Origin of the sequence: Paraburkholderia sp. EG286B (genome assembly GCF_040965655.1) — a bacterium.
Classification (GTDB): Bacteria; Pseudomonadota; Gammaproteobacteria; order Burkholderiales; family Burkholderiaceae; genus Paraburkholderia.
On record NZ_JBFRCF010000004.1, the window covers coordinates 153,984 to 168,339 of the forward strand.

The window sequence follows — 14,356 nt, forward strand, 5'->3', positions numbered from 1 at the left end:
GTCCTGCGGAGCATTATTGGAATGGAAACTTACGGGCTTCTGACGCGCGTGTGGGTTTCCGACTGACGTATCGGAGTGGGGTTTAATCGGTTATGTTCGCTGAATACGCAGGCAAAATCGCGCATGTCGATTTGAACATCTTCTAAAGTTCGCTCTTTGATTCCCGTGCCGCGGATCGGATAAGGGTAAGTCCCATCCCGGTTTCTGACGCGATCTGTCAGTTTCGCGGTGATTTCGCCGTGAAAGCGCCGTCGATGCCGCTCAGGCGTGCGCGCGCAGCCGCAGCGTCACGCGCACGAGCGTGCCGGCGAGGCGCGGCGCGTCTTGATAGACGTGATCCTCGATGGCGAGCGTGCCGCCGTGCATCGTGGCGATCTCGCGCACGATCGCGAGCCCGAGCCCGCTGCCTTCGCCGTCGCGCCCGAGAATGCGGTAGAAGCGCTCGAGCACGCGCTCGCGCTCGGCGGACGGAATGCCCATGCCGGTGTCTTCCACCTCGAGATGGACCGCGCCCGCCGCGGGCTCGGGCCGCACGCGCACGGTGATGCGGCCGCCCGCGGGCGTATAGCGGATCGCGTTGTCGATGAGGTTCGAGAGCATCTCGCGCAGCATCACCGGGTTGCCGTCCACTTCGATGCGCGCCGCCGCTTCGCCATCGTCTTCCTCGCTGTCGCAGGCCGTTTCGGGGCCTTCGTAGCCGAGGTCCATCTGTTTGGCGAGCGCCGGCTGCACCCAGTCGCGCACGGCGTGGCGTGCCACGTAGGCCACGTCCACGGGCGTGAAGACCTGTCCGGACATACGGTTTTCCGCGCGCGCGAGCGCGAGCAGCTGCGTGACGAGCCGCGCGGCGTGCTCGGAGCTCGTCGCGATCTGCTCGAGCGAGCGGTGCACTTCGGCGGGCGCGTTCTGGCGCAGCGCGAGCTCGGCCTGGGTGCGCAGGCCCGCGAGCGGCGTTTTCATCTGATGCGCGGCGTCGGCGATGAAGCGCTTTTGCAGCTCCATGTTCTGTTCGAGCCGCGTGAGCAGGTCGTTGAACGAGGTGACGAGCGGCTCGATTTCGGGCGGCGCGCGGCGCGCTTCGAGCGGCGATAGATCGTCGGGCCGACGCATGCGGATGTTCGACTGCAGCGCGTGCAGGGGCGCGAGGCCGCGCGAGAGGCCGAACCACACGAGCAGGATCGCGAGCGGCAAGATCACGAACTGCGGCAGGATCACGCCCTTGATGATGTCGTTGGCGAGCTGGCGGCGCTTGTCGAGCGTTTCCGCGACCTGCACGAGCACGGGTTGACCTTGCCGGTCGTCGGCGCCGGGATGCTTCGGCTCCACCGTCGTGTAGGCGACGCGGATGTCGATGCCATGCAGCGTGTCGTCGCGGAACTCGACGAGGCCCGGCGGCGGGCGGTCGTCATCGTGCGGCAGCGGCATGTCGCGATCGCCGCCGATCAGCTCGCCGCGGCTGCCGAGCACCTGATAGAACACGCTGTCGACGTTATCGGCGCGCAGGAAGTCGCGCGTGGAGGCGGGCAGCGTCAGTTCGGCCACGCCGTTCACCGGCTGGATCTGGCGCGCGAGCACATAGGCGTCGGTTTCGAGCGCGCGGTCGAAGGGGCCGTTGGCGATCGACTTTGCCACGAGATACGTGACCGCGATGCTCATCGGCCAGAGCAGCAGCAGGGGCGCGAGCATCCAGTCGAGAATCTCGCCGAAGAGCGAGCGCGGGCGCGCCTCGGCGGCGGCTTCGGCTTCGTCGGGCGGGGCGAACGGATTGGCGTAGCGGGCGTCGCGCGCGTCGTCGTCGAGGGCATCGGCCGCGAATGCGGTCGCGCCCGGGGCGCTGTCGCCGGCCGAACCGGCCACGCCTGCGGCGCCCTTGGGCGGCACGGCGCGCGCGATGGGAGGACGCCCGGCCATCGTCGATCCCGCCTACTTGAAGTAGTGGCTGGCGGGCATCGCCGGCGCGGCGTCGGGCGTGCCGGCGGGTGTCTGGCTTGCGCCGGCCTGCGTGTCCTTCGCCTCCTTTTCGAGGCAGTAGCCGAGCCCGCGCACGGTCACGATGCGCACGCCGCCCGCTTCGATTTTCTTGCGCAGCCGGTGCACGTAGACTTCGATGGCATTGTTGCTGACTTCCTCGCCCCATTCGCACAGGTGGTCGACGAGCTGCTCCTTCGAAACGAGCCGCCCGAGCCGCTGCAGCAGCACTTCGAGCACGCCCAGTTCGCGCGCGGAAAGGTCGAGCACCTGGTCATTGATGCGCGCAATGCGTCCCACCTGGTCGAACGCCAGCGCGCCATGCCGCACGACGGTCGGGCCGCCGCCCGCGCCGCGCCGCGTGAGCGCACGCACGCGCGCTTCGAGCTCGTTGAGCGCGAAGGGCTTGGCCATGTAGTCGTCGGCGCCGAGGTCGAGGCCTTTGACGCGCTCGTCCACGCTGTCGGCGGCGGTGAGGATCAGCACGGGCAGGTTGGAATTGCGCGCGCGCAAACGGCGCAGCACCTCGAGGCCCGGCATTTTCGGCAGGCCCAGATCAAGGATCAGGAGGTCGAACGACTGCATCGACAAGGCGGTATCGGCATCCACGCCGCTACGCACGTGATCAACGGCATAGCCTGATTGGCGGAGTGATCTCACGAGCCCGTCCGCGAGTATGCTGTCGTCTTCGGCAATGAGGATTCGCATGTTGCGCCAGCGTCGCCTTCGAGGCGTTTTGACCTCGTAGTCAGGCTCGTAACACCCGCGCCGCGCCGCGTCCTTGAAGGCGCGGCCAGGCGACGCGCGGCGGTCTCCCGAAATTCGCGGTTCTGGATCGCCAGAAAGGCTTGCCAAAACCACTGTTTTTTTATACAGTGTCTGCGTTCGTGTGCATTAGCCCGAATGAGGCGTGCGCAAGGTCACGAGACGCCGTTCATCATAGCAAAGGACGATTCATGGAAGATAGCAAGAAAGGCTCGGCTGGGCTGACTGCTGAAAAGAGCAAGGCGCTGGCCGCCGCGCTCGCGCAGATCGAAAAGCAGTTCGGCAAAGGGTCGATCATGCGACTCGGCGACGGCGAAGCGGTCGAGGACATCCAGGTAGTCTCCACCGGTTCGCTCGGCCTCGACATCGCACTCGGCGTGGGCGGTCTGCCGCGCGGCCGGGTGGTCGAGATCTACGGTCCGGAATCGTCGGGCAAGACCACGCTCACGCTGCAGGTGATCGCCGAAATGCAAAAGCTCGGCGGCACGGCGGCGTTCATCGACGCGGAACACGCGCTCGACGTGCAATACGCCGCCAAGCTCGGCGTGAACGTGCCCGAACTGCTCATCTCGCAGCCGGACACGGGTGAGCAGGCGCTCGAAATCACCGACGCGCTGGTGCGCTCGGGCTCGATCGACATGATCGTGATCGACTCGGTCGCGGCGCTCGTGCCGAAGGCCGAAATCGAAGGCGAAATGGGCGACTCGCTGCCGGGTCTGCAGGCGCGTCTGATGTCGCAGGCGCTGCGCAAGCTCACCGGCACGATCAAGAAGACGAACTGCATGGTGATCTTCATCAACCAGATCCGCATGAAGATCGGTGTGATGTTCGGCAACCCGGAAACCACCACGGGCGGCAACGCGCTCAAGTTCTACTCGTCGGTGCGTCTGGACATTCGCCGCATCGGTTCGATCAAGAAGAACGACGAAGTGATCGGCAGCGAAACGCGTGTGAAGGTCGTGAAGAACAAGGTCTCGCCACCGTTCCGCGAAGCCGTGTTCGACATTCTCTACGGCGAGGGCATCTCGCGTCAGGGCGAAATCGTCGACCTCGGCGTGCAGGCCAAGATCGTCGACAAGGCGGGTGCGTGGTACAGCTACAACGGCGAGCGCATTGGCCAGGGCAAGGACAACGCACGCGAATTCCTGCGCGAGAACGCGGACATTGCTCGCGAGATCGAAAACCGCATCCGCGAATCGCTTGGCGTGAGCACGATGCCGGACGGCGTCAAGGATTCCGGCGAAGTCGAAGTCGCTGACGAAGAGTAAGTCCACCAGGCTCTCGTAGATAAGGCAAGTTGATGCGCAAGGGCGGGTCACCCACGTCCTCGCCTTCCGGCGAGCAGGCTAACCCGCGAGCGGGTTCGCCTGCGGACAGGGGCGCCGAGCGGCGCTCCGCCGACAAGCCTGCCGACTCGCGCACGAGCCGCTCAAGCCATTTGAGCCGCGACGCCCAGCCGGGCGATCGCGGCTTTGCGCATTCTGGCGCCGCGTTTTCCTCGCCCACCGATCTCAGCGACGATGGCGGCGCGGTCTTCGAAGTCCCGTTCGAGGCTTTCTTCGACGGGGCGGATGAAGCGGCGGCAAACCTGCCGCCAGAGCCGCTGTCCGAACCAACATTCAAGCGATCGCGTCGCGCGCCTCTCGAAACGGCGCGCGAATCCAGCGCACCGCAAGGCGACCAATACGAGCGCAGCTCGGCCAGCCGCGCCGCACGCGCCAGCGAGCGCGAAAAGTCGTCCACGGCGAAGCAGCGCCCCGAGCGCTCCCTCAAGGGCCGCGCGCTCGGCTATCTATCGCGCCGCGAATACAGCCGCGCCGAGCTCTCGCGCAAGCTCATGCCGTACACCGAGGACGCCGACGCACTCGAAGTGCTGCTCGACTCGCTCGAACGCGAGGGCTGGCTCTCCGACGCGCGCTTTGCCGAAAGCGTCGTGCACCGGCGCGCGTCGCGCGTGGGGGCGGGGCGTATCGTCAGCGAACTCAAGCGCCATGCGGTGGGCGAAGCGCTCATCGAAGAGGTGAGCTCGCAACTGCGCGAGACCGAGCTCGTGCGTGCCCGCACGGTCTGGCAGAAGAAGTACGGCCAGTTGCCAGAGACGCCTGCCGAGCGCGCGCGTCAGGCGCGCTTTCTCGCGGCGCGCGGCTTCTCGATGTCGATCATCGGCAAGATCCTCAAGGGAATCGACGAAGACTGGTCCGACAACTGAGCCGGCCGTCTCGAAAAATCCACGCAGGCAAGTCCCCGCCCGGCCTGTGTGTTCGCGGCTGTCTCAAATACCCGGTATGTTAAAATCACGAGGTTTTCCAATCCGGTCTTACCTTTAGCATGCCGCTTTCTCCGCCCGTGCCCCGCCAGTTGCGCCATCAGCGCGCCATCCGGGCGGTTGCCTATGAGCGCGAAGACGGCCTGTGGGACATCGACGCGTGCCTGACCGACCACAAGCCACGCGACGTGCCGCTCGCCGCCGGTGTCCGGCCCAATGGTCTGCCGATCCATGAACTCTGGCTGCGCATTACGATCGATCGCAAGCTCAACGTCGTCGACGCCGAAGCGTCGTCCGACTGGGTGCCTTACGACGGTCAGTGCCAGAACGCCAATCCCGCCTATCGGGCCCTTATCGGGCTCAATCTCCTCGACAATTTCCGCCGTGAAGCGGGCCGGCTCCTCGCCGGCACGGTCGGCTGCACACACCTCACAGAAATGTTGGGCGTTTTGCCGACCGCTGCGATCCAGGCGTTCGTCGGGGCAGTGTGGGACACATCGAATGGCTCGCCGGGCGAAGCGCCCGGACCGGAACTCGGCAAGACCGCCGGAGGCAATGAGGCCGCCGGTGAAAAGCCGCCCTTCCAGCTTGGCCGCTGCCATGCGCTGCGGTTCGACGGGGAGGCGGTGAAGCAGTTTTATCCGCGCTGGTATGGCCATGTGCCGCGTTCAATCGCACGCGGCGCGGAAACCCCCAGCGTGCGCGACAGCCGGAGCCCGGGCCAAGAGGGCAGGGCCGACGCCGTCTCGCATGAATAACAACAGCGGAATCGAAGTTCACTCCAACTCTCAGACTGAAGGAATCACGCATGAAGATTCACGAGTACCAGGGTAAGGAAATCCTGCGGAAATTCGGAGTCGCGGTCCCGCGCGGCATCCCGGTGTTTTCGGTGGATGACGCGGTCAAGGCCGCTCAAGAGCTGGGCGGTCCGGTTTGGGTCGTCAAGGCGCAGATCCACGCTGGCGGCCGCGGCAAGGGCGGTGGCGTGAAGGTGGCCAAGACGATCGAGCAAGTCCGCGAATACGCGAACCAGATCCTCGGCATGCAGCTCGTCACGCACCAGACCGGTCCGGAAGGCCAGAAGGTCAACCGTCTGCTGATCGAAGAAGGCGCCGACATCAAGCAGGAACTGTATGTCAGCCTCGTCGTTGATCGCGTGTCGCAAAAGATCGTTCTGATGGGTTCGAGCGAAGGCGGCATGGACATCGAAGAAGTCGCCGAAAAGCACCCGGAACTGATCCACAAGGTCATCGTCGAGCCGTCGACGGGTCTGCTCGACGCCCAGGCCGACGACCTCGCCGCGAAGATCGGCGTGCCGGATGCTTCGATTCCGCAAGCCCGCGCCATCCTGCAAGGCCTGTACAAGGCATTCTGGGAAACCGACGCTTCGCTGGCTGAAATCAACCCGCTGAACGTCTCCGGCGACGGCAAGGTCATCGCGCTCGACGCGAAGTTCAACTTCGACTCCAACGCGCTGTCCCGTCATCCGGAAATCGTCGCTTACCGCGACCTGGACGAAGAAGATCCGGCCGAAATCGAAGCCTCGAAGTTCGACCTCGCGTACATCTCGCTCGACGGCAACATCGGCTGTCTCGTGAACGGCGCAGGCCTCGCCATGGCGACGATGGACACCATCAAGCTGTTCGGCGGCGAGCCGGCCAACTTCCTCGACGTGGGCGGTGGCGCCACGACCGAGAAGGTCACCGAAGCGTTCAAGCTCATGCTCAAGAACCCGGGCCTGAAGGCGATCCTCGTGAACATCTTCGGCGGCATCATGCGCTGCGACGTGATCGCAGAAGGCGTGATCGCTGGTTCGAAGGCCGTGAACCTGAACGTGCCGCTCGTCGTGCGCATGAAGGGCACGAACGAGGACCTCGGCAAGAAGATGCTGGCCGAATCGGGCCTGCCGATCATCTCGGCAGACAGCATGGAAGAAGCCGCGCAGAAGGTCGTCGCGGCTGCCGAAGGCAAGTAATTTTCACCGGACACGAATGGCGGCGTGCCGGCGCGAAATCCGCAACGCAAGGCGCGGATGACGCGACGCGCGACGCCAAACGAAAAGAGGTCAATACATGTCGATTCTGATCAACAAAGACACCAAGGTCATCACGCAGGGCATTACCGGCAAGACCGGTCAGTTCCATACCCGCGCGTGCCGTGAGTACGCAAACGGCCGCGAAGCGTTCGTCGCTGGCGTGAACCCGAAGAAGGCCGGCGAAGATTTCGAAGGCATTCCTATCTACGCGAACGTGCGTGAAGCAAAGGACGCCACCGGCGCGACCGTTTCGGTCATCTACGTGCCGCCGGCAGGCGCTGCCGCTGCGATCTGGGAAGCCGTCGAGGCCGACCTCGATCTCGCGATCTGTATCACGGAAGGCATTCCCGTCCGCGACATGATCGAAGTCAAGGACCGTATGCGCCGCGAAGGCCGCAAGACGCTGCTCCTCGGCCCGAACTGCCCCGGCACGATCACGCCGGACGAGCTGAAGATCGGCATCATGCCGGGTCACATCCACCGCAAGGGCCGCATCGGCGTCGTGTCGCGTTCGGGCACGCTGACGTATGAGGCGGTTGCCCAGCTGACCGCGATCGGCCTCGGCCAGTCGTCGGCAGTCGGTATCGGCGGCGACCCGATCAACGGTCTGAAGCACATCGACGTCATGAAGATGTTCAACGACGATCCGGATACGGACGCCGTGATCATGATCGGCGAAATCGGCGGTCCGGACGAAGCGAACGCCGCCGAGTGGATCAAGGACAACATGAAGAAGCCGGTGGTTGGCTTCATCGCGGGCGTCACGGCGCCTCCGGGCAAGCGCATGGGCCACGCCGGCGCGCTGATCTCGGGCGGTGCGGATACGGCCGACGCGAAGCTGGAAATCATGGACGCGTGCGGCATCAAGGTGACGCGCAACCCGTCGGAAATGGGTCGTCTGCTGAAGGCGATGCTGTAAATTCGAAATGCGCCGCCACTCGTGCATCATGTATGCGCGGGCGGCCGGCGTTTTTTGATATGCTTGCGGAATCCTTTCACGAGGTTTCCGAACAAAAGCGAGGGAGCCAGTCATGGCCTCCTCGCTTTTTTATTTGGCTCGCCGCTTGAGCCGCCCATCCTGAGTCACGGCTGAGTCTTCGTCTCCATGCTCGAGTTTTTCGCGACGCTCCATTGGGGCGCTGTCATCCAGATCATCGTCATCGACATCCTGCTCGGCGGCGACAACGCCGTGGTGATCGCGCTCGCCTGCCGCGATCTGCCTGCGCAGCAGCGCATGCGCGGCATCCTGTGGGGCACCGCCGGCGCGATCGCGCTGCGCGTGGTGCTGATCGCGTTCGCCGTGGTGCTGCTCAACGTGCCGTTCCTCAAGTTCACAGGCGGCCTGCTGTTGCTGTGGATCGGCGTTCGGCTGCTCGCGCCCAGTCAACTCGAGCACGCCAACGTGAAGCCTGCCGAGCAGCTGATGGGCGCAATCAAGACGATCATCGTCGCCGATGCGGTGATGAGCCTCGACAACGTGGTCGCGATTGCGGGCGCTGCCGAAGCGGCCGATCCGCGCCATCGCATCGCGCTCGTGATCTTCGGGCTGATGGTGAGCATTCCGCTCATCGTGTGGGGCAGTCAGCTCGTGCTCAAGCTGCTCGACCGCTACCCGGTGATCGTGACGCTCGGCGCGGCGCTGCTCGGCTGGATCGCGGGCGGGCTCATCATCAACGACCCCGCCGGCGACCGCTGGCCGCTGCTCGATACGCCCGCGGCCGAATACGGCATGAGCGCGGCGGGGGCCGTGTTCGTCGTCGCGCTCGGGTCGTGGCTCAGGCGCCGCAACGCGCGGCGCAGCCAGGCGCAGGGGCCGCAGTCGCACTGAGCGCGCAGGGCTGTGCCATAGCGCCTGGGCCATCCGGCCGACTGCTGCGCAAAGCGGGCCGCCGATACGATCAAGACGCCTGTTCACGACTGTGAGCAGGCGTTTCTTGTTTCAGGAGCCCTGACGATGACCGTATCCGCCCTTCCCATGAGCCCGCCGCCGCGCAACGGCTGCGCGTGTTTTGCAGCCAGACTGTCGCGTCTCGCTGGCGTTGCCGCGCGCTGGACCGCGCGCGGCTTCACACTGATCGAACTGATGATCGTGCTCGCGATCGTCGGTGTGATCGCCGCCTACGCCATTCCCGCGTACCAGGATTACCTCGCCCGCAGCCGCGTGGGCGAGGGCCTTTCGCTCGCGTCTTCCGCACGCCTTGCCGTGGCGGAGAACGCCGCGAGCGGCAACGCCTTCGGCGCGGGCTACACGGTGCCGCCCGCCACCCGCAACGTGCAGTCGCTGCATATCGACGATACGACCGGCCAGATCACGGTTGCTTTCACCTCGCGTGTGGCGCCGGTGGGCAGCAACACCATCGTGCTCGTGCCTTCGGTGCCCGACAACGCCGATCAGCCCACCGCGCGTGTCGCGCTCGCGCAGGGCGGCGTGCAGGGCGGCACGCTCACGTGGGAGTGCTTCGCTGCCGGCAAGACGGCTTCGTCGCTGGGCGCGCCCGGCACGGGCCCGTCGCCGGCGGACGCCGCCACGCTGGCGGGCAATCTCGCGCCGCCGGAGTGCCGCGCATAAGGTTTGCGCACAGGTGCGGGGGCAACGGTGAGCGCCTTCGAGCGCATTCGCGCAGCGCACGCCGATGCGAGCCAACCGGCCGCAACCGCACAGCGGGGGAAAAGTTTTGTATAGTGCCCCGTTGCTGAACGCCCCCGCCCAACCATGCCTTCCAATTTTGCGCGTTACCTTACGTTCGTCTTGCTGGCCCTCGCGTTGACGCTGCCCTATGCGGTCGTCAACCACACCTATCCGATTCCGACTTTCTACGCGGAATTCGTTGCACTGACACTTTATGTGCTGATGGGCGCCGCCGCGTTGCTGCTCGTTCGTCCGGCGCGCACGGGCGAGGGCTTCGCGTCGCCCACGGTCGCGCTCGTGCCGTTTTTCTTTGGTCTGGTGCTGATCGTGCAGACCTTCGCGCTGCCGCTCGCCGAGCCTTCGATGAACTGGCTCGGCGCCGGTTATCTGCTCGCCGCGTTTCTCGCGACGCACGCCGGCTACACCATCACGCGCGCGCGCCTCATGCAGTCCGCGCTCGTGTGGGGAGCGTTCGCGCTGCAGTTCGGCGGCCTCTTCGCCGTGTTCACCCAGGTGATCCAGCTCTTTCACCTGGAGACGAAGGTCACGCCGCTCGTGGTGGCGTACAACATTACCGTCGAGCGCCGGCCGTTCGGCAACATGGCGCAGGCCAATCACCTGGCCACCTATATCGCCTTCGCGATGGCGGGTGCGATGTACCTCGTGCTCACGCGGCGTCTGAACATCCTGCTCTGGGGCGTGTTGACCGCGATCTATTCGGGCGGTCTCGCGCTCACCGTGTCGCGCGGGCCGTGGCTGCAGATGGGCGTGATTTTCGTCGCGAGTCTGTGGATCGCGCTCGCGGGCTGCCGCAGCGAAGCCGACGAGGGACGTGGTGCGGGTGCGCAAGGCCTCGGATCGGCAGCGGGCTCGGGCCGCAAGGCCGGCGGCGTGCGCGCCTGGGTCATCCCGGTCGTGCTCGTGCTGATTTTCTTCGGCATGAATGCGTACGTGCGCTGGGCCAACGTCCACTACGGCCTCGACCTTGCGCAGTCGGCCGCCGAGCGCATGAAGGACGCCAGCCAGATCGCGCCCCGCCTCGCGCTGTGGCGCTACGGCTGGACGATGTTCAAGTCGCATCCGGTGCTGGGCGTCGGCTGGGGCGATTTCCCGGTGCACCAGTTCGAGCTGGCGCGCTCGCTTGGCGGCGTCGAGATCGCCAACAACGCGCACGACATCTTCCTCGACCTGCTCGCGAAGACCGGCCTCGTCGGTCTTGCCATCGTCGTGATCGGGCTCATTGCGTGGTTCGTGCGCGGGCTGCGCGCGCCGCACACCGCCGAGCGCGTGTTCGGCTACATGCTGATCGGCGTGCTCGTCATGCATGCGCTCGTCGAATATCCGCAGCAGTACATGTTCTTCCTGCTGCCGGCGATGTTCGTGTTCGGTCTGCTGGAGACGAAGCCGCTGCGAGTCGTGCCGTCGCGCGTCTCGCTCGGCGTGTATGCGGTGGTCGTGTTCGGCGGCGTCGCGGCGCTGTACCCGGTGCTGCGCGACTACGGCGACGATCCTTCGCGCCTGTTCGGCGCGTGGGGCGACTACGGCATGGCCACGCTGTTGCCGCTGAACGCCGCGAGCCTGCCGAGCAAGCTCTACGCGCATCAGCGCGCCATCGCGCTGCTGCCCGGCGAGACGGTGCTGCGCCGCTACGCGGTCTTGCAGGCGCTGGACGGCGATACGGCGGGCGCATTCGATACGGTGGAGCGCCTGCGCATCTTCGCCACGGAGCTGCACGACTGGCAGACGCAACTCGCTTCGCTCTATGGCCTGCTCGACGAGCAGCCCACGCTCGCCGACTTCAAGGCGCAACTCGTCAAGAAATACGGGATGCCGGCGAAGTCGGTCGAACAGGACGACGAGGACGATTCGGACGATTGAGCCTCAAAGCTCGGAATATTTCGCGGCGCTGCCTTTTGCCTTCTCCACGGGATAGCGCTGCGCGTTCAGCTCGAGCTTCTCCGCTGCCGCATCGACCAGATCGATCCCGGCGGTATGCGCGACCAGCAAGAGGTAGATGAACACATCCGCGCATTCGTGCTTGAGATGCGTGAGTTGCGCGGGATCGGCGAGCTGTGCGTCGATTTGCGCATCGGTCTTCCACTGGACCGTTTCCAACAGCTCGCCTGCCTCGATACTGGTGGAGACGATCAGGTTGCGCAACGTGTGAAACTGCTTCCAGTCGCGCTCGTCGCGAAAGGCCAGAACCTGCGCGAGCAGTTCGTCGAGCGTCATGGCGTCAGCGCTCCGCCACCCAATCCCCCGACTTCCCGCCGTGCTTTTCCAGCACGCGCACATCGGTGATCGTCATGCCGCGGTCCACCGCCTTGCACATGTCGTACACGGTCAGCAAACCGACCTGCACGGCGGTCAGCGCTTCCATCTCCACGCCCGTGCGGCCGAGCGTTTCCACCTGCGCCGTGCAGTGAACCCCGGGCAGCGCTTCGTCGAGCGCGAAGTCCACTTTCACGCGCGTGATCGCGAGCGGATGGCACAGCGGAATCAGATCCGACGTGCGCTTCGCCCCCTGGATCGCGGCGATGCGCGCAACGCCGATCACATCGCCTTTTTTCGCGTGGCCGTCGCGGATCAGCGCGAAGGTTTCCGGCAACATGCGGATCGTGCCGCTCGCGAGCGCAATGCGCTTCGTCTCTGCCTTGCCGCCGACATCGACCATATGGGCGTCGCCGGCTGCATCGAAATGCGTGAGTTCAGGCATGGTGGGTTTTTCCTTGAGGGGTACCTATCTTAACAGTGCGGCACGCCGCGCTTTCTGCGCGTCTTGCCTTGCCGCAAGAGTTGTAAGGCGGGCTACAATCGATCGATTGGCGGTCCGCACCGGGCGCGCCGCCGCGCCAGTGCCCCGCATTCCCCGATCCTGTCATCAATGCGTCTGAAACGGCTGCTTGCTGCATGGTTGTGCGCGTCGCTCGCGGTTTCGCCGCAAGCGAACGCGCAGGCGTCGAATGCCGCCGTGCTCAAGCTCGGCGCGGCCCCGCCGACCGCCACGCAGCCCGCACCGGCCCCCTCCGGCCCGGCACCGAATGCAGCCAATGCGGCGCCCGCACTCGTCAGCGGTCCGTTCGACGACGCGGCGGACCCCGTCGTCCCCGCCTCGATCGCGCAGGGCGTGTTCGGCACGTACGGCGGTGCGCAGAGCCGCTTTTCTTCCCAAGGCCAGGCCAGCGCAGCGTCCTCGACTTCGAGCGGCAATACCAGCGTGCGCGCCCCCGCCTGGGTGCCGCAACTGCCCGACCTCGGCGACGGCTCGGGTGGCGCGCTCACGCCGCAGGCCGAGCGCCGTATCGGCGAGCGTGTGATGCGCGAGATTCGCCGCGACCCCGACTATATCGGCGACTGGCTCGTGCGCGACTACCTCAATTCGGTCGCCGCGCGCCTCGCCGCGGCCGCTAGCGCGCAGTTCATCGGCGGCTATCGGCCCGACTTCGAGCTGTTCGCGATCCGCGACGGCCAGATCAACGCGTTCTCGCTGCCGGGCGGCTTCATCGGCGTGAATTCGGGGCTCATCGTCGTCACGCAAACGGAGTCCGAGCTCGCCTCCGTGCTCGGTCACGAAATGGGCCACGTCTTGCAGCGGCACATCGCACGCATGCTTTCGCAGAGCGAGCGCACGGGCCTGGCCGCGCTGGCCGGCGTGCTGTTCGGCATTCTCGCGGGCGTGCTCGCGCATAGCGGCGATCTCGGCGCCGGGATTGCGCTCGGCAGCCAGGCGTATGCCGTGGACAGCCAGTTGCGTTTCTCGCGCGCTGCGGAGCACGAGGCCGATCGCGTGGGCTTCCAGCTGCTTACGGGGGCGGGCTACGACCCGTGGGGCATGGTGGCGTTTTTCGAGCGGCTCGAGCGCGATTCGATGGAAGACACGGGCGTGCCGGCCTACGCGCGCACGCACCCGCTCACCGGCGAGCGCATCGCCGACATGCAGGACCGCGCGCGCCGCGCCGCTTACCGGCAGCCGCGCCAGGCGCCCGAGTACGGTTTCGTGCGCGCACGCGTGCGGGTGCTTCAGGACCGCACGCGCAACGAGTACATCGACGAGGTTTCGCGCTTGCGCTCGGAGCTCGAGGACCGCACGGCGCTCAACGTCGCCGCGAACTGGTATGGCATTGCCTACGCGCAGATGCTGCTGGAGCGCTACGACGACGCCACGGCGTCGCTAGCGAACTCTCGCGCGGCGTTCGCGCAGTTCGAGGCGGCAGATGGCAGCAAGACGCGCAACTCGCCGAGCCTCGACGTGCTCGCCGCGGACATCGCGCGCCGCGCGGGCCGCACCGACGACGCCGTGCGGCAGGCCCTGGCCGCGCACCAGGCGTGGCCAGGGTCACACGCGGCCACCGATGCGCTGCTGCAGGCGCTGATCGCGGCGCGGCGCTTCAAGGAGGCGCAGACGCTCGCGCGCAGCGAAACCGAGGCCGAACCGCAGCAGGACGCATGGTGGCTCTATCTGGCGCAGGCGAGCGCCGGACTCGGCGACGCGCTCACCCAGCATCGGGCGATGGCGGAGAAGCTGGCGCTCGACGGCGCCTGGCCCTCGGCCATCCGTCAGCTCAAGGAGGCGCGCGACATGAAATCGGTGGGCTACTACGACCTGTCGACGATCGAAGCGCGTCTGCACGACTTCGAGGCGCGCTACCAGCAGGAGCGCCAGGACGAGAAGGACGAGGGCCGCGGCTGAGGC

Annotated in this window: 13 protein-coding genes; 9 read left to right on the forward strand and 4 right to left on the reverse strand. The window is 66.2% G+C overall.

Going from position 1 to position 14,356, the window contains the following annotated elements; genetic code table 11:
- Positions 1–261 precede the first annotated feature (261 nt).
- Both AB4Y42_RS09600 and AB4Y42_RS09605 read right to left on the reverse strand, forming a co-directional pair.
- Entirely contained in the window at positions 262–1,911 is a 1,650-nt protein-coding gene (locus AB4Y42_RS09600) for a sensor histidine kinase N-terminal domain-containing protein (RefSeq protein ID WP_368694052.1), read from the reverse strand.
- Positions 1,912–1,923: 12 nt separating this feature from the next.
- Positions 1,924–2,676, reverse strand: coding sequence for a response regulator transcription factor (locus AB4Y42_RS09605; RefSeq protein ID WP_342921200.1), 753 nt, complete (start codon positions 2,674–2,676; stop codon positions 1,924–1,926).
- A gap of 248 nt (positions 2,677–2,924) precedes the next feature.
- Between AB4Y42_RS09605 and recA the strand changes: the two genes are divergently transcribed.
- From recA to AB4Y42_RS09645, 8 genes are all read left to right on the forward strand, one after another.
- A complete protein-coding gene (gene recA / locus AB4Y42_RS09610) occupies positions 2,925–4,001 on the forward strand; it encodes a recombinase RecA (RefSeq protein ID WP_069262865.1) in 1,077 nt (358 codons plus the stop codon).
- 32 nt (positions 4,002–4,033) lie between these two features.
- Positions 4,034–4,942: a recombination regulator RecX gene (gene recX / locus AB4Y42_RS09615; protein ID WP_368687582.1), complete on the forward strand. Its 909-nt coding sequence runs from the start codon at positions 4,034–4,036 to the stop codon at positions 4,940–4,942.
- A gap of 119 nt (positions 4,943–5,061) precedes the next feature.
- Complete coding sequence (locus tag AB4Y42_RS09620) at positions 5,062–5,757, forward strand: DUF2889 domain-containing protein (RefSeq protein WP_324160523.1); 696 nt, start codon at positions 5,062–5,064, stop codon at positions 5,755–5,757.
- A gap of 50 nt (positions 5,758–5,807) precedes the next feature.
- On the forward strand, positions 5,808–6,974 hold the full coding sequence (gene sucC, locus AB4Y42_RS09625; protein ID WP_368694053.1) for an ADP-forming succinate--CoA ligase subunit beta: 1,167 nt from the start codon (positions 5,808–5,810) through the stop codon (positions 6,972–6,974).
- Between the two features lie 97 nt (positions 6,975–7,071).
- Positions 7,072–7,953, forward strand: coding sequence for a succinate--CoA ligase subunit alpha (sucD, locus tag AB4Y42_RS09630; protein WP_069262862.1), 882 nt, complete (start codon positions 7,072–7,074; stop codon positions 7,951–7,953).
- Between the two features lie 186 nt (positions 7,954–8,139).
- The gene (locus AB4Y42_RS09635; RefSeq protein WP_368687583.1) at positions 8,140–8,862 is read left to right on the forward strand and encodes a TerC family protein; all 723 of its coding nucleotides are present in this window, start codon (positions 8,140–8,142) and stop codon (positions 8,860–8,862) included.
- Positions 8,863–8,988: 126 nt separating this feature from the next.
- Positions 8,989–9,603 (forward strand): pilin, encoded by a 615-nt coding sequence (locus AB4Y42_RS09640; RefSeq protein WP_368687584.1) that lies wholly within the window; start codon positions 8,989–8,991, stop codon positions 9,601–9,603.
- 144 nt (positions 9,604–9,747) lie between these two features.
- On the forward strand, positions 9,748–11,541 hold the full coding sequence (locus AB4Y42_RS09645) for a Wzy polymerase domain-containing protein (protein WP_368694054.1): 1,794 nt from the start codon (positions 9,748–9,750) through the stop codon (positions 11,539–11,541).
- Between the two features lie 3 nt (positions 11,542–11,544).
- Here AB4Y42_RS09645 and AB4Y42_RS09650 read toward each other — a convergent pair whose 3' ends face one another.
- Together AB4Y42_RS09650 and moaC are read right to left on the reverse strand one after the other, a co-directional pair.
- On the reverse strand, positions 11,545–11,895 hold the full coding sequence (locus tag AB4Y42_RS09650; RefSeq protein ID WP_368694055.1) for a nucleotide pyrophosphohydrolase: 351 nt from the start codon (positions 11,893–11,895) through the stop codon (positions 11,545–11,547).
- A 4-nt stretch (positions 11,896–11,899) separates the two neighbouring features.
- Positions 11,900–12,379, reverse strand: coding sequence for a cyclic pyranopterin monophosphate synthase MoaC (gene moaC / locus AB4Y42_RS09655; protein WP_042266308.1), 480 nt, complete (start codon positions 12,377–12,379; stop codon positions 11,900–11,902).
- Between the two features lie 168 nt (positions 12,380–12,547).
- Between moaC and AB4Y42_RS09660 the strand changes: the two genes are divergently transcribed.
- Positions 12,548–14,353 (forward strand): M48 family metalloprotease, encoded by a 1,806-nt coding sequence (locus AB4Y42_RS09660; RefSeq protein ID WP_368694056.1) that lies wholly within the window; start codon positions 12,548–12,550, stop codon positions 14,351–14,353.
- The last annotated feature ends 3 nt before the right edge of the window (positions 14,354–14,356 follow it).